Source organism: Paenibacillus nitricinens (genome assembly GCF_052056485.1).
GTDB lineage: Bacteria > Bacillota > Bacilli > Paenibacillales > Paenibacillaceae > Paenibacillus_AQ > Paenibacillus_AQ nitricinens.
The window spans coordinates 4,222,547-4,243,715 of record NZ_CP183948.1 but is presented as its reverse complement, the minus strand read 5'-3'; the positions used below and the strand labels follow the sequence as shown (position 1 = coordinate 4,243,715).

Here is a 21,169-nt window from a genome sequence, read left to right as displayed (position 1 = left end):
TCGCCGCCTATAGTAAAAGTATCAGCAAATTATGAGGTGAAATGAATGGAACCATTGTTAAAAGTTGAAAAAGTAAAAAAAGTGTACGGGAAGTTAAGCGCTGCTTATACAGCGTTAGAAAATGTGTCTTTTGACATTCATGCAGGTGAGTTTGTAGGGATTATGGGCCCTTCCGGAGCGGGGAAATCAACCTTGTTAAATTTGTTAGCCACTATAGATTCTCCAACTGAAGGCAAGATCTATATGAAGAACAAGAGTATTCATGATATGAAGGAAGCCGCTTTAGCAGACTTTCGACGTGAACATCTCGGCTTCATCTTCCAAGACTACAATTTACTCGATTCCTTGACTGTAAAGGAGAATATATTGCTTCCCTTGGCGATTGCTAAAGTTCCAGCAAAGGAAATCAATCATCTCGTGACTCAGATCTCTAAAGTATTTGGGATTGAAGATTTACTGGCAAAATATCCTTATCAAATTTCTGGGGGTCAAAAGCAAAGAACCGCTGCAGCTAGAGCGCTTGTGACGGAGCCTGCACTGATTTTGGCGGATGAGCCAACAGGTGCGCTTGACTCCAAATCAGCAACCGGTTTATTGGAAAGCTTAAGTACCCTAAATGAAAATAACAATTCGACCATAATGATGGTGACCCATGATGCATTTGCCGCAAGCTTCTGCCGCCGGATTATTTTCATCAAGGATGGTTCATTTTCAACAGAAATATATCGTCAGGATCAAACACGCAAAGCCTTCTTCCAACAGATCTTAGATGTTCATGCAGCCATTGGGGGTGAGGTAGATGACGTTATTTAGTCTAGCCAGAAGAAATATAGCACGAAACTTTTCTCAATATTTTTTATACATTGCTTCGATGGTGTTTAGTATCATCATTTACTTTACATTTGTGACCTTGAAATATAGTGACACGATAGCAGAACAGACGGCTTCATCCCAAAAACTAGGTTCACTAATGAGTGGAGCCGCAGTCATTCTCTTCTTTTTCGTGGTCATATTTATAGTGTATTCCAATTCGTTTTTCATGAAAAAACGTAAAAAAGAAGTGGCATTGTATGCGCTGCTTGGTGTTCGTAATCGTCAGATAGGCTTTATGCTCTTTTTTGAAAATCTATTATTAGGATTATTCTCTTTAGTAGTAGGGATTGTACTTGGGTTCCTTTGTTCAAAAGGGTTTATGACGATTTTGATTCATTTAATGGGATATAACGTTATAGCACCCTTTACATTTTCAGCGGCGGCAGTAAAGAACACTGCTATCGTATTTCTGATTATTTTCTTAGTCACATCCTTTCAAGGCTATCGCTTGATTTATCAATTTAAACTGATTGATTTATTTCATGCTTCAAAAAAGGGAGAAGTGGCGCCCAAATCATCGATGATCGTTGCTGTACTTGGAATATTGCTAATTGTCTTAGGGTATTGGCTCGCGATGCAGGATTTATTCACTTCTAACGTATGGGCTCAAATTGGTTTTCTTATGACGGTATTCATTATTTTAACAACGGTTATTATGGGTACTTTTTTATTGTTCCACAGTGTGACTGGATTTGTGTTAGCGATGATTAAGAAAAATGAAAAGTGGCTGTGGAAAGGCCTTCATGTAATGACTATTTCACAGCTGCTCTACCGTATCCGTGGGAATGCCCGAACATTAACTGTGATTGCGGTGTTAAGTGCTACGACAGTAACTGCCGGTGGAGCGGTATATAGTCTTTATTACAATACGAATGACTCGGCGAAAACGATTAATCCGAATACCTTTATGTATCAATCAACAGATTCAGAAATGGATAGGCAAGTGAGTGCTGTGCTATCAGATACAAAATACGATAAAAAATTTGAAGCACTATCCATTACGTTTCATACGAAAGAGTTAAACTCACCATCCACATTCGATAGCTCTGATAAAAGAGAATATACAGTTATCGATGAAAAAACCTACAACCAATTAGCGAGTGTACAACATAAAGAAAAATTAAATGTAAATGATGGCTACGCGGTTATTTTAGATATCGGATATGACAAAAGATTCTCACCTAACTATACAGGAAAAACTATAACAACAGGCAACGGCCATCCACTCACATTCCAAAGCTTTAACACGCAAACCGTATTGAATGTAGGTACAGCAGGTATAACCGTAGTAGTCTCAGATGATCAGTATGAAATATTGCAAAATGATGGGAAAGTGCAGCACTATCGTGTCCTCGGGGTAGATCATGCCTCAGTAGATTTATCTCAAAAAATTGCAAATCAATTACCTGAAGAAGCGCTATTTTCAAGTGGTCCGCAAGATTACCAAACAAGCTTGGAAGGTGTCGGCTCTCTACTGTTTATCGGAAGTTTTCTGGGTCTCGTATTTCTGGCTGCAACAGGCAGTATCATTTACTTTAAGGTATTAACTGAGGCAGAAGAAGATAAATCTCAGTACAATATGCTGCATAAAATGGGTGTCAATGCAAAAGAAATGCGAAAATCCATTGCGTCACAGGTATTCATTATCTTTGTAGTACCGCTCACAGTTGGGTTATTGCACAGTGTAGTAGCTTTAAAAGCCTTCTCTAGTCTAATGATGATGGACTTAGCAAAACCTGTGTTGCTCTGGATGATTGCTTATACCGTAATTTACGGATTGTATTATTTGTTAACCGTAGCTTCTTACAATCGTATTATCACACTAAATAATAGAACAGAAGGATGATTGAGATGAAAAAATTTCTAATTACTATTGGTATTTTGTTTGTTATAGGAGCTGCAGGTGTCTTTGCTCTAGCTGAATTTGACTTCAATCGCTTTAATGCCGATAATTACTATTTACAAATAACAAAGGATGGGGAAGCCCATGAATATAAACTGAACGATGGTACAGTGATGACTTCCTATTCGTATACACTGGAGGCTACAAATGCCAAAGGTGAAACCATTCCACTCCAATTTAATGCACAAAAAAATCTTCGCAAAGGAGCTTACTTGAAAATGTATGTAAAAAAAGGTGATCAAGTATCCTCATTCGATGAAGTGAAATTAGAGGATATTCCGCTAAAGGCACTAAAAAACTAATAGATTGAAGAAGGGCTGTCTCCAATAAAGTAAGTGGAGTACAGCCCTTTTTTCTGCCTAATGAGTAAGTAAGGCAATTGTATTATAAAAGTATGGTAATGGTGGTTCCGGTATTTTCAACGCTCGTCAAATCGAGTTTCCCCTCATGAGCCCAAATAATGTCTCTTGCGATGGCCATGCCTAACCCAGTTCCATGTGTGCTTGTAGTATTTGTACCCCGATAGTAGCGCTCAAATACCTGTTCCAGATCTTTAGACGGAATACCCTGGCCATTATCAGAAATTGTAATTTGGGTATGCGGATGAATGGTTTCCACTCGAATCTTCACCACGACATTTTCATCGTTATGCACCAGCGCGTTGTAGATAAAGTTAAGGATCGCTCGTTTTAGTAACTTTTTATCTACTTTATATACGGCTGTAACCTCATTTGCCTCAAACTCTATTTGCCGTTCACCAAAGGTCGGGTCATTTAAAAGTTCAATCGTCATTTCTCGTAGAAACTGAACGAGATTTACTTCTTCAAATTGCAGGGATAGCTGGTGATTACGCAAACGCGTCGTTAAATTGAGGTCATCTAACAAATCTTTCATATACATCGATTTACTCTTGATAATTGCTGTGTAGTCCTGTAATTCTTGTGCTGTTAAATCTGTGGCACTGTCGTTTATAAATTCTGCATACCCTTGAATAGAAGCGAGTGGTGTTTTCATGTCATGTGAAACATTACTAATCCATTCCTCACGCATTTGGTCGAGATGCTTACGTTCCTCTTCATGTCGATCGAGCTTTTCAGATAGCTCATTCATATTACGAAACACATCTTCATACACACCTTTGGGAGTAGGCATTTTCTTAAAACGTCGTTCCCTGAGCTGTTGAATACCTTCTATCAATGTATGAAGTGGTGCAGTTAACTTTTTCCCAAATAAAAATCCAATGATAATTACAATAAGAACATCAACGATAAGAAAAATGGAGAGAAAAATATTAACATCTTTGAAAATTTTAGCGTAGTCATAGGTCATTACATAGCGGCCTATTTTCGGATTTTGAATCCCTAAAAAGTAGCTGAAATTTTGGGCTGTGCTGACAAAAACAGTCGTGCTTGCATCTAATTCTTTATACTTATACATTTGTACGATTTCAATAGGAGAATACGCTGTTTGCAATTCTTCAGGGGCATAAAAGGCTGCTACTTGCTCCCCTTGGTCATTCAAAAATTGTATCCAGGCGCTCATTTCCTGTAGTTTTTTGAGGCCATCTTCGTTGACAACGGGTCTGCCGGATTGTAGTTCTACATATTGTGAAAAGGTCCGGCTAAAGGTTTCTGCAGATGCTTCTTCAGTGCCGAAATTATTGTTTTTTAGCTGTAAAAAGAATATAAAAAGGAATAAAATCGCATTTACTATACCAACGATCACAACAATAGTCATGACCGATCTTAAAAAACGGAGTGTCAATTTCCATTTCAACTTATCTCACCCCTTGGTATGTAATTTATAACCTAACCCTTTAACCGTTAATATAAAGGCGGGCTTTGAAGGGTCTGCCTCAATTTTTTCGCGTAAGCGGCGAATATGTACCATCACTGTATTATCGGAACCAAAAAAATCTTCACCCCATACCTGTTCAAACAAGGTTTCTTTGCTTATGATCTGATTCGGATGATGCATGAAACAGCTCATTAAACCGACTTCTTTGGCGGTAAGCACAAGGGGTTCGCCATTCTTTTTTAATTCTGTCTCATTGGCACTAAGCTCAAAGGGGCCTACTTGCAAACTTTTCGGAGCCTTTTTTTCCTCTGTAAAGCCAGCTCTTCTCAGCTGTGCTTTTACCCGATAAGCGACTTCTTTTGGACTAAACGGTTTAGTGATATAATCATCGCCACCTATCGCCAGTCCTAACAGCTTATTAATTTCCTCATCCTTTGCAGACATAAATAAGATCGGTACATTTGATGTTTCCCGAATTTTTCTGCATAAGTCATATCCTTCTCCATCTGGCAGCATAATATCAAGCAAGATAAGTTCAGGATTATACTCCTGAAACTTGTCCCATCCCTCTGCAACTGTCCCGGCCGTTACAACGTCTGCAATACCTTCTTTATGTAAAACTGCCTTCATCAGACGAGCTAAATCATCTTCATCGTCTATGATTAATACCCATTTATGACTTGCCATTTGTTTCCCTCCAAATCCGTCTTTATGTACATTATTACATTATAAAGGACTCTTTATTTCTTGCGCAAAAAAATCGCAAAAGAAAGGCTTGCATGAAGATGGATATTACTTAGACGAACATAGCAAAGCAATAATCGGTGATTTATTAAAATTCATTCTAGATATACCCAAATCAGGTAAGGAGGAGAAATTGTTTCGCCCCCTGCCTTCCATGGCATTGATCTGCACTGTATATGGCCCTTTGAAGATGTTCGCTAAAATGATGGAAGAAAGGGAGTTGCTGTATTGGCTTGAGCTCGAAGAAGAACTTACAGACAGCTTTTGGAATGCCATTAGATTGCAGGGAGTCTGCTGATTTTCCGACTAAGGAGCATTAGGTTCCTTTGTCACTACGTTCAGAATGAAAATTCATTCCGAGAAATGAAAGGAAGGTATTAAGTGAAAAAGATAAGGGACTGGAGAACCTACTTTTTTACTGTGGATTATTCTTACAATCGTCGCCTTGATAACGATGCCGAATATGGAAAAGCTGGTGCAGGAGAAAGGACAAATAAAGATACCTGATACTGCACAAAGCGCTCTGGCAAATATGATGTTAAAAACCATGAATGAGAGTAACAAAGAAACATTTGATATCATTGCGGTATTTAACAGCGGCAGCAATAAGGCCCTAACCGATACAAAAAAGTATTCTATTGCCTCAGTCATCAAGGCATTGCAGGATAAGAAATCCTAGCTTGGAATCACCGAAATGACTACACACCTAGATGGCAAGGAGTTGGAGAAGCAGTTAGTGAATAATTTGGTACAAAGCAAACCAGAGCTGGCAAACGACCCTAATGTTCAGCAAACTTTGGCAATAGCGGAAAAAACCGCTGTGCTGCAATCAGGCGTGACTCAAATTAATGATGGACAAAAGCAATTGCTGGGTGTTCTGAATGACCTGCAGAACCAGATGGGGAAGCTGGAATCTGGTCTATCTACTAGTAGTGAAGGTCTTGATAAAGTAAGCGGTGGTTTGAAAGATGCGCAAAAATTCTTAAGCGATTTTAGCAAATCCAAGACAACGGAAAGATTCTACATTCCGCAAAAAATTCCTGATGATGCGGTATAACGAGCTTGAAGGGGATGTTGGATCAAGAATTGAGTGGCATCACGTTATATGGTTGGTGTAGTATTGTCTGCTGCCTTTATTCTAGGAGGCACCTGCGCCGCGTTGATTCCTTCGGGCGTAATGACACTTATACAGGTAGCATTCGTATTAATCATTGCACTATTATTACTAAGTGTAGCGGCCATGCCGGTGTTCTTGACTGCATTAAAGCAGCTTGCTAGCAAATTAAATGGTTCAAGCAACGGTGCTACACCAAAGAATGCAGTTGACAAATCGAGTCATATTTAGACGGCAGTAAAATTTAAAAATACATGCGTTATACGTATGCTGAGAACAATAGAAAGAATCTTCGGGGACCTTTGTGGTCCCTTGTTTCACCATATCAGAAAGTATATAATTATCGACTATACCTTACAACTTTATTACGCTATAATCAACGTAAAGTCACCAGATGACCTAAGAGTAGGATAATTTTAATAGATTAATTAATATTAGCTTTTGATATGCCAAAGCGTATTTTGTTATTGAAATAGGTTGTTTATATTGTTTATGATATTATTTAAGGTGTTAATTAAATCTAGAGTAGGTAGATTATGAGTCTAAATGACAACGTATTAATTAAAATTCGTGAGATGCGAGAGAGTTTTACACCAGTTGAACGATTGGTCGGAGATTACATTTTAGAAAATACGGAAGAGATCCCTCATTTGTCGATTAAGGAATTGGCTCAATCGAGTAAGACAAGCGATGCATCTGTCCTTCGTTTCTGTAAGACGATGGGTTACAGCGGATACCGCAATTTTATTGTGAGTATATCGGCATCTTTGGGTTCTCGTGATGAGGATTCAAAGGCTCAATATACAGATATTCAGCCAGGTGATGATCTCTCGACAATTATATCAAATATTTCATTGAATAATTGCAAGTCCATTGAGGATACGCTTAGTGTTATTGATCGAAAAGAAATTACAAGAGCTGTAGAATTACTATGTCATAGTAAGCGAATTGTTTTCTTTGGAATAGGTGCTTCGGGACTCGTTTGTATGGACGGGGAACAGAAGTTCTCGCGAATTAATAAGATGTGTCATGCCTATACAGATGGTCATAGTCAGCTCACGGCAGCAACTTTACTTGAGAAAGAGGATGTTGCCATTTTTATTTCTAACTCTGGAGCAACTAGTGATATTATTGATGCACTGGAAATTGCCCAAAAGAATAGAGCGAAATGTATTGCGATTACGAAGTACAATAAAAGTGAGCTTGCGGAGCGGGCGGATATTGTACTGAGCATATCCACACCTGAAATAACAATCCGCAGTGGGGCTATGGGCTCGCGTATTGCGATGCTTACGATCATCGACATATTATTTGCTGGTGTCGCAAGTGCAGAATATGAAGAAGTAAAAACCTACTTAACAAAAACGCATAATATATTAAAGAAAAAACTTAGAAATTAGGTTCTGATAGAATGAATGTGGAGGAAAGCATTGATCATGGATCAATGCTTTCTTTTTTTGTATTTCATTCACTTATTCGTGTACTAAAATGTACTACTTATCAATCCATGTCAGATTATCTACATGATGAATACGTTGATCTAATGAATATAATAAGTAGTTTAATTCAATAATTAATAGCTTGGCACACAATTATGAGGAAGAAAATGAATGGAATCGAAGACGAAACATCATCTGGTTGAACACGGATGATGTAACTTTATGTTTCGTTTGGAGCGATAATCAGCAAATAGTACATTTTTTAAAATCGCTTTAACCTTAGAGCCATAGCGATCAAACCAATTGGTAAGAATTTAAATTGCATCTTGTAAGCGCTTTATATATGTGGTATAACATAGTATGTAAGGAATGAAATAAAACATCAGAATTTAATTTCTTTATGAAATTATATTTCAAAATCTATTGACGAAGCGATGGTGTTGTATTAGTATAAGAACATAATAATTGTAAGTTAATCTAACGCGTTTTGTTAATTCAATGACAGATTAAGGCTGGGAAGAAGGAGGATGGCTATGAATGACTACCTTGCGGGATTGACAACAGAGGCTGTGAATCCAGACACATTAATGATTGATGAATGTACTACGGAAGAAATGATCCAGTTAATGAATCAACAAGATGCACTGGTCCCCAGAGCTATAGCTGAGGAGATTCCGCAGATTGCAAAGGCGGTAGATATTCTACATCATAGGTTGTCTAATGGTGGAAGAATGTTTTACATAGGAGCTGGCTCATCAGGAAGATTAGGTGTTCTGGATGCTTCCGAATGTCCTCCTACCTTTGGTACAGATCCTTCCTTGGTGCAGGGCTATATTGCTGGTGGTGATATTGCTTTGCGTACTGCGGTTGAAGGCTGTGAAGACGATATGGATGAAGGGATCGCATTAATCGAAAGCATTGGTGTAACAAACAAAGATGTACTTATTGGGATTTCGGCAAGCGGTAGTGCAAACTACGTTATTGCAGCTTTAGCGAAAGCAAAGGAACTTGGAGCAGCCACTATCGGTGTTTGTAACAACAGAGGCTCAAAGTTCGAACCCATTGTAGATGTTTGTATAACACCTGTTGTAGGACCGGAGGTCATTAGCGGTTCGACTCGATTAAAGGCAGGAACTGCTCAGAAGTTGGTGCTTAATATGCTGACAACATGCACAATGGTCAAGTTAGGAAAAACGTACAACAACTTGATGGTTGATCTGAAGGCTAGTAATTTTAAGCTCGTAGATCGCTCGATTCGTATCATCATGAACACGACTGGTGTAGATACATCAACCGCCGCAGAAACACTTGAAAAAGCATCTATGAACTGTAAGCTGGCAATTATGATGATTAAATCGGGGTTAGATGCAAAAGAAGCAGAACAAGTACTTAATGCAAACGGAGGACGCTTGAAACAGGCAATCTCATCATTGGCTTAGGTGTGAAAAGTGGAATAACAGGATGGATGCTATTAATAATTGAGGAGGCTGTTTTCGATGAAAAAAAGATCACGTGGATTAACTCTGTTTTTGTCAGGAATCATGATGGTATCACTATTATCGGCTTGCGGAGGAAACGGAAATAACGCTCCAGCTTCTACAGATTCCGGTAACACAGGAACTAGTAACGGTGGTTCTGAGCCTAAAAAGGATACGATTACAGCACTTTTACCTCCGATATCAGCGAACTATCAAACACGTTTTGCTGATATGGAAAAAGAATTTAATACACTACATCCTAACTTGACTTTGAAAATTGAGCCAGCGAGCTGGGAAGATATGACGCAAAAACTTGATACTCAAGTAAATGCAGGTTCTCCTCCAGATATTGCTTTTATCGGTGCTTCAGGAATTTCGAAATATGCAGCACTTAATGTACTAATCGACCTTAACGGTGCCCTTTCTGATGAAGCCAAGGCAGATTATGACGAAGTTCCATTGAAATATTTCCAACTAGGTGACGCTCAATACGGCCTACCAGCGTATATGGAAATCCACACTATCGGTGGTAACAAACAATTCCTTGAAGAAGCCGGAATTGATTGGAAAAGCATTCAACAAAACGGTTGGACTTATGAAGAGTTCCGTAATGCAATTTCTAAAGGCGTAGTGAAAAATGATAAAGGTGAAACTACTCGTTATGGTTTCGTGTTCGCAACATCTGGTGTAGCATCTAAAGACTATCTGGCTATTCTTGCTAAAACTGCAGGTCTACCAGATTACTTCGATAAGGACCTTAAATACACGTATACAAGCAAAAACTTCTTGGGGCTACTTACATCTATTCGCGAAATGATCAACGATGGTTCTATGCCTAAAGAGCTAAGCTCTATCGATGCTGGTAAACGGTGGAACATGTTCCTAACGGGTCAAACGATGATCACAGGTAAGGGTTTATCTGCATTTGAAAACTCTGCTCGTCTAAACAATGAGAAGATTAAAGCGAACGATGGTTCAGCTGTTGCAGATTCTATTGAAGTTGATTATATTTCACTTCCAGTCCCAACATTCAACGGTGCCGATTATGTCCCTACTTCAATCGTTGATGGTTATATCGCACTTCGTGGTAAAAAAGCTCCATCTGAAGAGCACATCAAAAATATTGCCCTAGCAACGAATTTCTTGTCTTCTGGTTCAATTGCTGCTAACTACAGTAATGAGCTGTTCTTATCACCAATTACTGAATCTGCACGTAATGCAGAAGTACTTGAAAAATTCCCTCGTAACGAAGATAACGTTGCTGCAGGTAAAGCTATGATGGCAAAAGCGCTTCCGGCTCGTACAGATATTCCTACTGATCTGGCTGCTGAAGCATTAAAAATTGAAACAGAAGTTATTATTCCTAAACTACAAGGCTTACTTGCAAATGAGATTGCTCCACAAGAAATGTATGATGCAGTTAAAGCAGCTGCAATTAAATCTTTCGGTAAAGATGGTATTGTAGTTGACTAGTCTGTCGTAGGCTGACATGTGAAAGCTGTGCGTAGCTAGAACGTACAGCTTTCCTTCTAAATTAGCTAGAGCTTGTACTGTTTTTAGAAGAGAGGTGCGACCCAATGAATCAAACGTTGACTAAAAGAAAAAAATTGAAACTCGAAAGTGACTCAGGTTGGGGATACGCGTTTATCGCAGTAGCACTTATTGCGTTTTCTTTATTTACCGCATATCCAGTCATCAATGCTTTTATTATCAGCTTACAAAAATATGGTCCATTAGGATCCACTTTTGTCGGCATGGATAACTTCGTTAACTCGTTTTCAGATGAACTTTTCTGGAAAGCGCTGAAAAACACGTTAGTATATACGTTATTAACTGTTCCGTTTAATATTCTTCTATCATTTTTAATTTCAATTTTGATTATTCCTTTCAAGAAAAAAACACAAACGATCTTTAAAGCACTATATTACTTGCCAGCCGTAGCATCTGGTGTAGCGCTTTCTGTTGTGTGGCTGTGGATCTTCGATCCGTTAAAATCAGGTATTGCCAATAAGCTCGTGAGTTTTTTAGGTATTGAAAATCAAAACTGGCTTGGTTCCAGTGCAACTGCAATGTTCTCACTTGTGTTAATGTCATGGTTATCAAGTCATGGTACGGCAATTATTATTTATATAGCCGCATTACTCGCTATTGATAACAGCTATTATGAAGCAGCTGAAATTGATGGCGCGTCTTTCCTGCAAAAGCTTTGGTTTATCGTTGTCCCTTTCCTTAAGCCAACAACGCTATTCCTACTTGTTACTGGTGTTATCGGTTCCTTCCAAGTATTCCAAAACGCTTATCTTATGACAGGCGGTGGACCAGACCATGCAACAACAATGGTAGGTTTGTTAATCTTTAACAATGCGTTCACATATTTTGAGTTTGGTGAGGCAGCGGCACAATCATTAGTTCTAGCAGCGATTATCGGATTTATATCATTCCTTCAATTCAAGTTTATAGGTAAAGATGTAGAATACTAGGAAAAGGAGCAGAATACTATGGGTTTGTACAACAACAGCTTAAGAAGCAAAGGGTATCTGTTTATACGTAATGGTGCAAACATTACGTTCCTTATCCTATTTGCCGCAGCTACCATATTCCCGATATACTTTATGGTCATCTCCTCGTTCGGTGATCCGGTAGAAGCTGGTGCAATGAGCTATTCTATCCTACCATCGAAGATTTCATTTGAATCTTATAAATTCTTCTTTAACTTCAGCCCACATACATGGGACTGGTTATTGAACTCCTTTATAGTGGCAGCGTGTATCACGGTATCTAACGTATTTTTTGCTACACTTGCTGGATATGCTTTTGCAAAAATGAAATTTAAAGGGAAAAACATTTTGTTCGCTATTTTGCTGGGATCTATGATGATTCCTGTTCAAGTCACTCAGGTTCCACTATATATTTTGATCGTAAACATTTTTGAATTACAAAATACGTACACAGCGTTGATTATGCCGAGCATAGTAACGGTATACAATATCTTCTTGGTTAAGCAGTTCATGTCCTCCATTCCAGGTGAAATTATTGAATCTGCTAAAATCGAAGGTTGTTCCCAGCCTAAAATCTTCTGGTATATCATTATGCCTCTATCTAAAACAATTATGGCAGTACTAGCAATCCTAACGTTCATGGCGGCATGGAATGACTTTTTCTGGCCGTTCCTAGTAACGAATACGATGGATATGCAAACCATTCAGGTCGGCTTGAAAAACTTTCGCTTTGCGAATACAACTTACTTTGCACCGATGATGGCGGGGGCAACCATTTCAGCAGTTCCAATGTTTATTTTGTTCTTCAGTTTACAAAAATACTTCCTTGAAGGGGTAACAGTTGGAGCGGTGAAAGGTTAATGGACAAACAATCAAAAGTTGATGCAACATACTTAGTTGGCTTGATGTCCGGTACATCAGTAGATGGTATTGATGCAGCAGTAGTTAAGCTTTTCCCATCAGCCGAAAAAGAGCATGGAGTAGAGATTGAATTACTGGCTTTTGAAAACACACCTTTTGAGGTGCAAGTTAGAAACTCCATATTTGAGCTTTTTGATCCCGCTAGCGCTACGATTGATAAGGTTGGCGCAATGAATATGTGGCTTGGCGAATTATACGCCCAAGCCACATTATCCGTTATAGGGAAATGCGGCCTTTCGCCTTCGCAAATATTCGCAGTAGGATCGCATGGTCAAACAATCTATCATGCTCCGGATGAGAATGTTATGGGCGGCTATAATCTGCATTGTACCGTTCAGATTGGGGATGGTGCGGTTATCGCCAATCGCACAGGAATTCCTTGCGTATCAGACTTTCGAGTTGCTGACATGGCAATGGGTGGACAAGGAGCTCCGTTAGTACCATTTACCGAATACTTATTGTTTAACAATCCAAAGAAAACACTTCTGATGCAAAATATTGGCGGAATAGGCAATGTGACTGTTTTGCCTGTAAATGCCTCACCAGATGAGGTATTTGCTTTTGATACGGGTCCTGGAAATATGATTATCGATGGCCTTGTATCGCAATTATTTGCACCAATGACAATGGATGTTAATGGCGAAATTGGTGCGGGCGGTCAAGTGATTGATGAGCTATTGAAATGGATGCAGCAGGATAAATATTATAGGATGCCGTTACCAAAATCGACAGGCAGAGAACGGTTTGGCCAACAATACGTGGCACAAATTATTGAAATGATGAAGGTTAATCACTGGAAAGCAGAAGATGTTGTTGCAACAGCTACGTACTTAACTGCCTGGAGCATCGTCGATAGCTATGAACGGTATATTGCACCGCAGCACCAGGCTGAGCAATTGTTAATTGGCGGCGGTGGAAGCTATAACAAGACGCTTTTGCGTAATTTACAGCACTTATTTGCACCGCATAACGTGCAGGTGCTGACGCAGGAGGATATCGGTGGTAATAGTGATGCTAAGGAAGCAATTGCTTTTGCTCTGCTTGCGTATTACACGATGGAGCGCTTACCAAACAATATCCCGCTAGTAACTGGAGCTTCACAGCCAGTAGTAATGGGCAAAATTTCCTGGCCCTATATTGGACGTTCACAGGAGGCTTAAATGGTGCAAATCAGACCCTTTTCAATTGAAGATCACTCTGCAGTTGTAGAACTTTGGAATCGTGAGGCTACAAAATATGATTATAAGCCATTTACAGAGCGAGAGTTTCAAGATACATTCATCGACCATCCTTATTTTGACGCTGACTGTATATGGGTAGGCTGTGACGAAAAAGGGATTGTTGGTTTTGCAGCTGGCTGCTGCGGTGACGATCTCCCTCTTGGAGATGTGGCCGGTTATATTACGAGTGTTATTATAGATACCCATGTGGCTTCTCTGGAGCTTTACGATGCTTTTCTATTGCGTTTAGAAAAAAGATTCCAAGAACTTGGGAAAAGACAAGCGGATGTATTGTTTTTCAACCCTGTTAAGCTGAAGTGGAGTATTCCAAGTGCACCTCAGCATGAGCATAATAATGCCCCGGGCATCAGTAAGGACCTGCCATTATATGAAGCTTTAATGGCTAGAGGCTACGAAGATCGAGCGACGCAATGCGGCATGTATTTAAAACTAGGAAGCTTTATAGTTCCGGAAGATATTTTAGATAAGGAAACCCATGCAAATAGCAAGGACTATTACATTACGTCCTATGTCCCTGATTTACATACTGGGCTTGAAGCAACACTTGCTGCCCTGCAAAATCCGCAGTGGAAGAAGGATGTTGTTACTTATGTGAAGGTTGGCGCACCACTTGTAATAGCTGTGTACGGCAACGAGGTTGTGGGCTTTGCAGGTCCAATTATTTCGCAGCCTGATGGAAGAGCATTTTTTTGCGGTATCGGAGTGCACCCAGAGCATGAGGGTCATGGCCTTGGCAGTGTATTATTTTTCAGAATGGTTGAAGCTTTTCAAAATGTGGGCTGTCAGTATATCTCTCTATTCACTGGAAATAATAATCCGGCTCTTCGAATCTATCAAAAAGCAGGCTTTACTATTGAAAAACAATTTTCTATATTGCGGAGGGAACTTTAAAGATGAGCGAAAAATTCACAGTATTAGCAATTGGAGCGCATGTTGGTGATGTGGAGCTAGCTTCTGGTGGTGTGCTCGCTAGTCATAGTTTAAAGGGAGATCGCATTGTGACATTAGCGTTAACTGCGGGTGAACGAGGGGTCCCGGCAGGACAGGATATGAAGGAATATCGTCAGCAAAAAGTGAAAGAGGCACAGGTTTTTGCGGATATGCTAGGCGGTGAAGCCATTGTATTCGATGATTATTGTGACGGAGAGTTGCCTGACAATCAAGAAATTCGTATGGAGGTTTGTGATGTAATTCGTCGCGTGAAGCCTAACATTATTATTACACACTGGAAAGACAGTATGCATAAGGACCATGCGCTAACGCATCATATCGTAAATGATGCCCGTTTCTTCGCAAGTCTATCATCCTTTGAACGAGCGCTCCCCGCGCACTTTGCAGCAAGATTATATTACTCCGAAAACTGGGAGGATGCGGTTGATTATGTCCCTTACGTATATGTGGATTTCGATCAAGCGGCATTTGATCTATGGATAGATGCTTTAAGCAAGCATTGGTTTGTGACGAATAGCAAATCTTTCAAATACATGGATTACTACAAAGCACTAGCAGTTGTTCGCGGCTGTGAAGCAAGAAAGACATATGCAGAAGCATTTATGGTGCCTGCTGAAACGGTGAAGGTTAGGCAGTCTAGTCTTTGGTAACTATTCAACTAGCTAAGAGGGAGTGTTTCTATGTATAGCAGGAAACATTCCCTTGTTCTATTCATTTATGCTAAAAAGCAGCTAGGAGGCAGCTTCATATGGTGTTAAATGGGATTGATTCTATAACGAATTATCGTTATTTGTTCGAAGGTAAGCGCGTAGGATTGATTACAGCGCCGACAGGTCTTACGAAGGATTTTGCATCAACGATTACTATATTACATGAAAATTTTAATCTTGCTGCGATGTTTTCACCTGAGCATGGCGTTCGCGGAGATTTGGATGCAGGGGCAGTAGTAGACACTTACATGGATCCTTTTACGAATGTTCCAGTCTATAGCTTGTACCGTAAAGACTCCAAGCGTTTAACAAAAGAAATGCTGAATGAAGTAGACATCATTGTATACGATATTCAAGATGTTGGTGTACGCTATTACACATTTATTTATACGATGCTGTATGCACTTGAAGATTGTGCAAATGCAGGTGTAGAATTTGTTGTTCTTGATCGTGTTAATCCGCTTAACGGGGTAACGGTAGAAGGGAATGTCTTGAAGCCCGGCTTCAAATCATTTGTTGGAAATTACGAGCTAGCCGTGCGATACGGCTTAACAGCAGGTGAGGTAGCAACGATGGCAAATGATCAAATGAATTGGAATGCATCGCTGCATGTCGTTCGTTTGGAAGGCTGGGAACGGAGCATGTCCTTTCCGGATACAGGATTAACCTGGGTTCATCCTTCACTTGGAATACCACGATATGAAACGGCGTTATTATATACAGGAACATGTTTATTTGAAGGCACAAACTGCTCCGAAGGACGTGGAACAACGTTCCCGTTTGAAATGATTGGTGCTCCGTTCATTCAAGCGCAGCAATTGGCAGATGAGATGAATGCAAAAGGTATCCCGGGTGTGCTTTTTCGTCCAGTTCATTTCAAGCCAACGTCATCTAAACATTGTGGCGAGCTATGCGGCGGGGTACAAATTTACATTACAGATCTCCAAGTACTGAGGCCTTTAGAAGTTGGGGTAACCTTATTATTTACGATAAGAGATTTGTACGAGCAATTTTCATTCCTGCCTCCTGTGAAGGAGGGCTCTCGTCCATTTATCGATTTGCTGGGGGGAGACAACATGTATCGTACGGAAAATATGCAAGCCAAGCAGCTGCTTGAACAGTTTGCAGCGGAAAGCAAGCAATTTGCAGAAATAACACAGCAGTATCATTTATATCGCTAGAGGAAGGTGAGTAATTGATGAGAACAATAGAACATATGAGCTTGCGCGAAAAGATTGGACAAATGTTTGTAACAGGCTTCCCTTCAACCGAGATCACTCCTGAGCTGAAGGAAGTTATTGAGCATTATAAAGTCGGCAATATTATTTTATTCTCACATAATATCGACAATAAATATCAATTAGGCGAGCTTGTTACTGAGCTGCAGCAATGGTACACGACACATACTGGTATCCCGGGTTTTATTACGATCGACCAAGAAGGCGGTCGAGTCACTCGTATGCCTAAAGACGCGACCAATGTTGCTGGAGCCATGGCAATTGCTTCTTCAGGACGACCTGAAAATGCGTATGCAGCAGGCAGAATGACTGCCAGAGAATTGAAAGCATTAGGTATTAATTTTAATCTAGCTCCAGTTATGGACGTTAACAATAATGCATTGAATCCAGTCATAAATGTTCGTTCATATGGTGATTCTGTTGCATCAGTATCCCAGTATGGAATTCAAATGATGAAGGGATTGCTCGATGGAGGCGTCATGTCCTCACTTAAGCATTTTCCAGGTCATGGTGATACAAATGTCGATTCACATATTGGCTTGCCTACCATTGAAAAAACACTTGAGGAATTAGAGCAGCTTGAGCTGCTGCCGTTTAAGGCCGCAATTGAGCAAGGTGCTCAAGCGATTATGAGTGCACATATTTTATTTCCGAAAATTGAAAAATCCGGTGTGCCCGGAACTATGTCTCATATCATTATTACAGAGATATTAAAAGGAAAATTAGGATATAAAGGGTTAGTTGTATCGGATTGTTTAGAAATGGACGCGATCAAACGATACTATGGTACGGCAAAAGGAGCGTTAGGAGCTGTTAAAGCAGGTATTGATTTGGTATTCATTAGTCATACTCCTGAGACAGTGAAGGAAGCGATTCATTTGATCGAAGAAGCTGTAGCCACCGGTGATTTGGATGAAGCGCTAATTGATGCAGCTGTTACAAAAATTTTAGCTTATAAAGCACAATATGCGACGATTGAGGAGCTAGATTATGAACTAGTTGGCTGCGATGTACATCGCCGAGCAAATGAGCTAATGCGTACGGAAACGATCTGCCTCATTAAAGGTGAGCTCCAGCCCATTCATACCGGTGACGAGCAAGTGTTATTTATGGGTTCCTATTCCTACCGTACCGATCTTGCGTCCAGCAGCTTGAATCAAGCTCTTAGCTTTCCGCAATATATGGGGGAGCATTTTAATACAGCTTATGAGATTATCGACATTGACCCGAGCGAGGAGCAAATCAACGCTGCGCTGCCAAAGGTACAAGGCTACAAGCATATTGTTATCGGCTTGTTCAATGCGCGTGAAAACAAAGGTCAGCTTGCGCTTGTGCAGAAGCTGCTGGCTGCAGGCTGCAAAGTAACGGCCATTACATTAGGTCGCCCGTATGATTTACCGTTAATCGAAGGCGAGTTCTGCGGAATTGCGGCATTTGAGTATACACTTGATGCATTCAAATCACTCCTTCCAATTCTAAATGGTGAGGTTGTACCCACCGCCAAGATTACGATACAGATGTAGACAAGCATAAAAGCCTTCGGCGTCCTTTCATGGACGGCAAGCGTTTCTGCGAGAAAAATAAGGATAATATATCGCGTGAAACATATAAATTCTTATCTTTGAAAAAAGTACAACAAGGGGACATAGGTATGGCATTTATCGTTGGAATTGATGGGGGTGGCACGAAAACAGCTGTCACCATTACGCATGACCAGGAAGACTCTTTATTCACCTTTACTGTAGGGCCTATTAATTATAACGGTGGTGATGCTGATGCGATTGCCGCCTCCTTTGAAGAAATTTTTAGTCAAACGAAGCTCTACTGCGGTAATTTACAAGAAGTTGCTCATATATGTATAGGTGCGGCAGGAATAAGTAATCCGCTGGTCATCCATTTGTTGGAGCAGCATGTGAGAAATAACGGTTATATCGGGCCATTAACGATTACAGGCGATCAAGAAACCGCATTATACGGGGCACAAAATGCGATGCAAGGCATCATTCTCATTGCCGGTACAGGATCGATTTGCTTTGGGGTCAATGAAAAAGGAGAGCAGCATCGCACAGGAGGCTTTGGTCATCTGATTGATGACGAAGGAAGCGGTTATAGCATTGGACGCGATCTATTATCCGTATTAGTTCAAGTGGAGGACGGAAGAATAACCGATACGATCATCCCAGTGATGGTATATGAGCAGCTTGGATTAAGCACTGTGAAAGAGATTATTGGCTTTGTTTATGATAAAAATACGACGAAAAAAGATATTGCGCAGCTCGCACCGATTATGACGACCGCATGCAAGAAGGGCGATGCACATGCAATAGCGTTAGCGGAGAAATGTGCAGCCAATTTATATGAGCTTGTTGTGCCTGTTATTGAACGGCTTAAGCTATATGAAAGTCCGATTGCGATTGCAGGAAGTGTGCTGCAAAAGTCTCGCTTTGTGAAAGAAGCCTTGGAGCGAAAGCTCGCACAGAGCTACCCGCAAACAAAGCTGATTTTGCCGATTAAGGATGCAGCCTACGGTGCTGTCCTGTTAGGAAGATCAAAAATGAACAACAACTAGTTTTTGTTGCTATGGAAAAATAAGGGTGTGTCATAAGTCCGGGCAGTTGGACTTGCGACACACCCTTATTTTAAAATGGTAAGAATCAAAAATGGCTTAAAATTTATCGGTCAAATAAAACACGGCTTGTTGTTTCGGAAATAGAGCTTGAAGGATGTTAGCCTGCTCAGTACTGTCCTTTGCTGCGCCTGCTTCATTATAGCCGAACATGATATAAGTCATTAGCTCGCGTTCATCTACTTCTATTGAAGTATAGGGATTGGTATGATTACTAGCATCGGAAACAGAAAGCTGCTTTTGCTTATAATCCAAGTAGATACAGTCCTCATTGCTGCGAAGTGCAATATGCAACTCCTGGTCTGCAATTATGTTGCTACGGTTTAGGCGATCTTCTAATTCAGGCTGAAGCTTATGGAAAGTTGAACTGAGATTGATCATTTTCCACATCGCCATATTGATTTGAATTGAATTTGCTTGATGCTGTTGGTAATAGGAATATAGCTTATGGTCCTCTGGGAGCATCGCTAATATTTGCTTTGCATTTTGGCGCAGCTGACATAAGGCATGAAACAAAGCTTCAACGCCGTTTTCGGCTTCGTTCAAATACAATAATTCATTAATAAATACTTGTTCAGTATCTTTCTTTTCAATGATGCCATAAGCGACGATTTTTCCATTTCTGCGAAGGAGCAAGCAGTCAACGTTCTTCCATTCCGGCCAGTTCAATAAATCATTCCAATACGTTCTACTTCGGATCACGGTGTAGGTGCGATTCTTATTGAATTGTTCATAGATGAAACGGATATCATCGAGATAACAGGCTTCAAAAGGAATGATTTCATCACTGCTTTGCTGCTGCTCCAAACTTGCTGGTTTTTCAATTGCGAAAGCAGTCTCGGGAATAAGTCTCCAGCCAGCCTTTTCATAAAACGCATGCTTGCTAGCCAAAAGCAAGCTTATATCATAATCGGTTTCTTTCATATAGTTGGTCTGTGCATGAAGAATTTTGTGTGCAAGCCCCAGCCCGCGGTAATTCAGATCTGTACCGACACTCCCCATTGCACCTGTTTTCAAGATCGCTTGACCGACTCTAATATGAAACGGAAAAATTTGTACATTGGATGCAATCTTACCGTCTACCATCGCAAACCATGTTGTATCTGGATCATATGTGGTATCTAGGTCTAATCTTTCTTGGAAAAAAGCCCGGCCTACTGAAAAGCATTCATCTAAAATATCGTAAATTTTTTCAAGCTGCTCTCTAGTTGGATGGTTCATTACGATGATGTTTGGTGTCGTCGTCATCTTTCATTTCCTCCTGCGCCGTAATGTTGGGATAAATTTAATAAATGAAAAAAACGGTTTTTTGGAATTTAATTTCTTATTTATAGTTTAATATTGAAAGAAAAATTCGTCAATAAATGGAACGTGTGGAATCATAGAAGTGATACAAAATTTAGATTACTCAATATAGTCTAAATGAGGATTAGGAAAATAGCGACTTCGGCTGAGCAATTACAAGCACAAAGCGCACAAATGAAGGCGAAGCTTAAAAAGAAGAATGATAAACCGACTTCAATGAATTGCCAGAATCAGAGAAAAAAGTAGCGGAGTACATTCTTGCAAATGCTAAAGAACTGATGCATATGACCATACACGAAAGCGGAGGCCAGCAGTGCGGCGGTTGTTAGTT

The 21,169-nt window shown here is 40.1% G+C and carries 19 protein-coding genes and 1 pseudogene; 17 read left to right on the top strand and 3 right to left on the bottom strand.

Annotated elements, in window-relative coordinates; all coding sequences use genetic code 11:
* The first annotated feature begins 45 nt into the window (after positions 1–45).
* The 3 genes from ACN6KS_RS18845 to ACN6KS_RS18835 are packed head-to-tail and all read left to right on the top strand — an operon-like array spanning position 46 to position 3,078.
* Entirely contained in the window at positions 46–813 is a 768-nt protein-coding gene (locus ACN6KS_RS18845; RefSeq protein ID WP_440960245.1) for an ABC transporter ATP-binding protein, read from the top strand.
* Positions 800–2,719: an FtsX-like permease family protein gene (locus ACN6KS_RS18840; RefSeq protein ID WP_440960244.1), complete on the top strand. Its 1,920-nt coding sequence runs from the start codon at positions 800–802 to the stop codon at positions 2,717–2,719. Before ACN6KS_RS18845 ends, ACN6KS_RS18840 begins: the two co-directional genes overlap by 14 nt.
* Positions 2,720–2,724: 5 nt before the next feature.
* The gene (locus ACN6KS_RS18835) at positions 2,725–3,078 is read left to right on the top strand and encodes a YxeA family protein (RefSeq protein ID WP_440960243.1); all 354 of its coding nucleotides are present in this window, start codon (positions 2,725–2,727) and stop codon (positions 3,076–3,078) included.
* 82 nt (positions 3,079–3,160) lie between these two features.
* Here the strand turns inward: ACN6KS_RS18835 and ACN6KS_RS18830 are convergent, their stop codons facing one another.
* Both ACN6KS_RS18830 and ACN6KS_RS18825 read right to left on the bottom strand, forming a co-directional pair.
* The gene (locus tag ACN6KS_RS18830) at positions 3,161–4,552 is read right to left on the bottom strand and encodes a sensor histidine kinase (RefSeq protein ID WP_440960242.1); all 1,392 of its coding nucleotides are present in this window, start codon (positions 4,550–4,552) and stop codon (positions 3,161–3,163) included.
* 6 nt (positions 4,553–4,558) lie between these two features.
* Positions 4,559–5,260: a response regulator transcription factor gene (locus ACN6KS_RS18825; RefSeq protein WP_094869330.1), complete on the bottom strand. Its 702-nt coding sequence runs from the start codon at positions 5,258–5,260 to the stop codon at positions 4,559–4,561.
* A gap of 88 nt (positions 5,261–5,348) precedes the next feature.
* Between ACN6KS_RS18825 and ACN6KS_RS18820 the strand changes: the two genes are divergently transcribed.
* The 14 genes and pseudogenes from ACN6KS_RS18820 to ACN6KS_RS18755 all read left to right on the top strand — a co-directional run bounded on the left by ACN6KS_RS18820 (position 5,349) and on the right by ACN6KS_RS18755 (position 19,476).
* A complete protein-coding gene (locus ACN6KS_RS18820; RefSeq protein WP_440960241.1) occupies positions 5,349–5,615 on the top strand; it encodes a hypothetical protein in 267 nt (88 codons plus the stop codon).
* 165 nt (positions 5,616–5,780) lie between these two features.
* Positions 5,781–5,996, top strand: a complete 216-nt coding sequence (locus tag ACN6KS_RS18815; protein WP_156417490.1) for a hypothetical protein — start codon at positions 5,781–5,783, stop codon at positions 5,994–5,996.
* A gap of 123 nt (positions 5,997–6,119) precedes the next feature.
* Positions 6,120–6,662: pseudogene (locus ACN6KS_RS18810) on the top strand (hypothetical protein); the annotation flags it as partial.
* A gap of 305 nt (positions 6,663–6,967) precedes the next feature.
* A complete protein-coding gene (locus ACN6KS_RS18805) occupies positions 6,968–7,831 on the top strand; it encodes a MurR/RpiR family transcriptional regulator (protein ID WP_094869335.1) in 864 nt (287 codons plus the stop codon).
* Between the two features lie 572 nt (positions 7,832–8,403).
* Positions 8,404–9,309: an N-acetylmuramic acid 6-phosphate etherase gene (gene murQ / locus ACN6KS_RS18800; protein WP_094869336.1), complete on the top strand. Its 906-nt coding sequence runs from the start codon at positions 8,404–8,406 to the stop codon at positions 9,307–9,309.
* Between the two features lie 57 nt (positions 9,310–9,366).
* A complete protein-coding gene (locus ACN6KS_RS18795) occupies positions 9,367–10,821 on the top strand; it encodes an ABC transporter substrate-binding protein (RefSeq protein ID WP_094869337.1) in 1,455 nt (484 codons plus the stop codon).
* Between the two features lie 104 nt (positions 10,822–10,925).
* The gene (locus ACN6KS_RS18790) at positions 10,926–11,828 is read left to right on the top strand and encodes a carbohydrate ABC transporter permease (protein WP_060622964.1); all 903 of its coding nucleotides are present in this window, start codon (positions 10,926–10,928) and stop codon (positions 11,826–11,828) included.
* An 18-nt stretch (positions 11,829–11,846) separates the two neighbouring features.
* Positions 11,847–12,707, top strand: coding sequence for a carbohydrate ABC transporter permease (locus ACN6KS_RS18785; protein WP_036688719.1), 861 nt, complete (start codon positions 11,847–11,849; stop codon positions 12,705–12,707).
* Complete coding sequence (locus tag ACN6KS_RS18780) at positions 12,707–13,927, top strand: anhydro-N-acetylmuramic acid kinase (protein ID WP_094876286.1); 1,221 nt, start codon at positions 12,707–12,709, stop codon at positions 13,925–13,927. The genes ACN6KS_RS18785 and ACN6KS_RS18780 overlap by 1 nt, the downstream gene beginning before the upstream one ends.
* Positions 13,928–14,899, top strand: a complete 972-nt coding sequence (locus ACN6KS_RS18775) for a GNAT family N-acetyltransferase (RefSeq protein WP_094869339.1) — start codon at positions 13,928–13,930, stop codon at positions 14,897–14,899.
* Positions 14,900–14,901: 2 nt separating this feature from the next.
* On the top strand, positions 14,902–15,609 hold the full coding sequence (locus tag ACN6KS_RS18770; protein WP_440960240.1) for a PIG-L deacetylase family protein: 708 nt from the start codon (positions 14,902–14,904) through the stop codon (positions 15,607–15,609).
* A gap of 98 nt (positions 15,610–15,707) precedes the next feature.
* On the top strand, positions 15,708–16,850 hold the full coding sequence (locus ACN6KS_RS18765) for an exo-beta-N-acetylmuramidase NamZ family protein (RefSeq protein WP_076316285.1): 1,143 nt from the start codon (positions 15,708–15,710) through the stop codon (positions 16,848–16,850).
* 17 nt (positions 16,851–16,867) lie between these two features.
* A complete protein-coding gene (locus ACN6KS_RS18760) occupies positions 16,868–18,430 on the top strand; it encodes a glycoside hydrolase family 3 protein (RefSeq protein WP_440960239.1) in 1,563 nt (520 codons plus the stop codon).
* 128 nt (positions 18,431–18,558) lie between these two features.
* On the top strand, positions 18,559–19,476 hold the full coding sequence (locus ACN6KS_RS18755; protein WP_094869342.1) for an N-acetylglucosamine kinase: 918 nt from the start codon (positions 18,559–18,561) through the stop codon (positions 19,474–19,476).
* Positions 19,477–19,572: 96 nt separating this feature from the next.
* Here ACN6KS_RS18755 and ACN6KS_RS18750 read toward each other — a convergent pair whose 3' ends face one another.
* Positions 19,573–20,781, bottom strand: a complete 1,209-nt coding sequence (locus tag ACN6KS_RS18750; RefSeq protein ID WP_440960238.1) for a GNAT family N-acetyltransferase — start codon at positions 20,779–20,781, stop codon at positions 19,573–19,575.
* Positions 20,782–21,169 lie beyond the last annotated feature (388 nt).

Excerpts from the sequence above, each read along its gene's own strand:
- ACN6KS_RS18845 (WP_440960245.1), top strand. The coding sequence starts at position 46 with ATGGAACCATTGTTAAAAGTTGAAAAAGTAAAAAAAGTGTACGGGAAG.
- ACN6KS_RS18840 (WP_440960244.1), top strand. The coding sequence starts at position 800 with ATGACGTTATTTAGTCTAGCCAGAAGAAATATAGCACGAAACTTTTCT.
- ACN6KS_RS18835 (WP_440960243.1), top strand. The coding sequence starts at position 2,725 with ATGAAAAAATTTCTAATTACTATTGGTATTTTGTTTGTTATAGGAGCT.
- ACN6KS_RS18825 (WP_094869330.1), bottom strand. The coding sequence starts at position 5,260 with ATGGCAAGTCATAAATGGGTATTAATCATAGACGATGAAGATGATTTA.
- ACN6KS_RS18815 (WP_156417490.1), top strand. The coding sequence starts at position 5,781 with ATGGAAAAGCTGGTGCAGGAGAAAGGACAAATAAAGATACCTGATACT.
- ACN6KS_RS18805 (WP_094869335.1), top strand. The coding sequence starts at position 6,968 with ATGAGTCTAAATGACAACGTATTAATTAAAATTCGTGAGATGCGAGAG.
- murQ (WP_094869336.1), top strand. The coding sequence starts at position 8,404 with ATGAATGACTACCTTGCGGGATTGACAACAGAGGCTGTGAATCCAGAC.
- ACN6KS_RS18795 (WP_094869337.1), top strand. The coding sequence starts at position 9,367 with ATGAAAAAAAGATCACGTGGATTAACTCTGTTTTTGTCAGGAATCATG.
- ACN6KS_RS18790 (WP_060622964.1), top strand. The coding sequence starts at position 10,926 with ATGAATCAAACGTTGACTAAAAGAAAAAAATTGAAACTCGAAAGTGAC.
- ACN6KS_RS18785 (WP_036688719.1), top strand. The coding sequence starts at position 11,847 with ATGGGTTTGTACAACAACAGCTTAAGAAGCAAAGGGTATCTGTTTATA.
- ACN6KS_RS18780 (WP_094876286.1), top strand. The coding sequence starts at position 12,707 with ATGGACAAACAATCAAAAGTTGATGCAACATACTTAGTTGGCTTGATG.
- ACN6KS_RS18775 (WP_094869339.1), top strand. The coding sequence starts at position 13,928 with ATGGTGCAAATCAGACCCTTTTCAATTGAAGATCACTCTGCAGTTGTA.
- ACN6KS_RS18770 (WP_440960240.1), top strand. The coding sequence starts at position 14,902 with ATGAGCGAAAAATTCACAGTATTAGCAATTGGAGCGCATGTTGGTGAT.
- ACN6KS_RS18765 (WP_076316285.1), top strand. The coding sequence starts at position 15,708 with ATGGTGTTAAATGGGATTGATTCTATAACGAATTATCGTTATTTGTTC.
- ACN6KS_RS18760 (WP_440960239.1), top strand. The coding sequence starts at position 16,868 with ATGAGAACAATAGAACATATGAGCTTGCGCGAAAAGATTGGACAAATG.
- ACN6KS_RS18755 (WP_094869342.1), top strand. The coding sequence starts at position 18,559 with ATGGCATTTATCGTTGGAATTGATGGGGGTGGCACGAAAACAGCTGTC.
- ACN6KS_RS18750 (WP_440960238.1), bottom strand. The coding sequence starts at position 20,781 with ATGACGACGACACCAAACATCATCGTAATGAACCATCCAACTAGAGAG.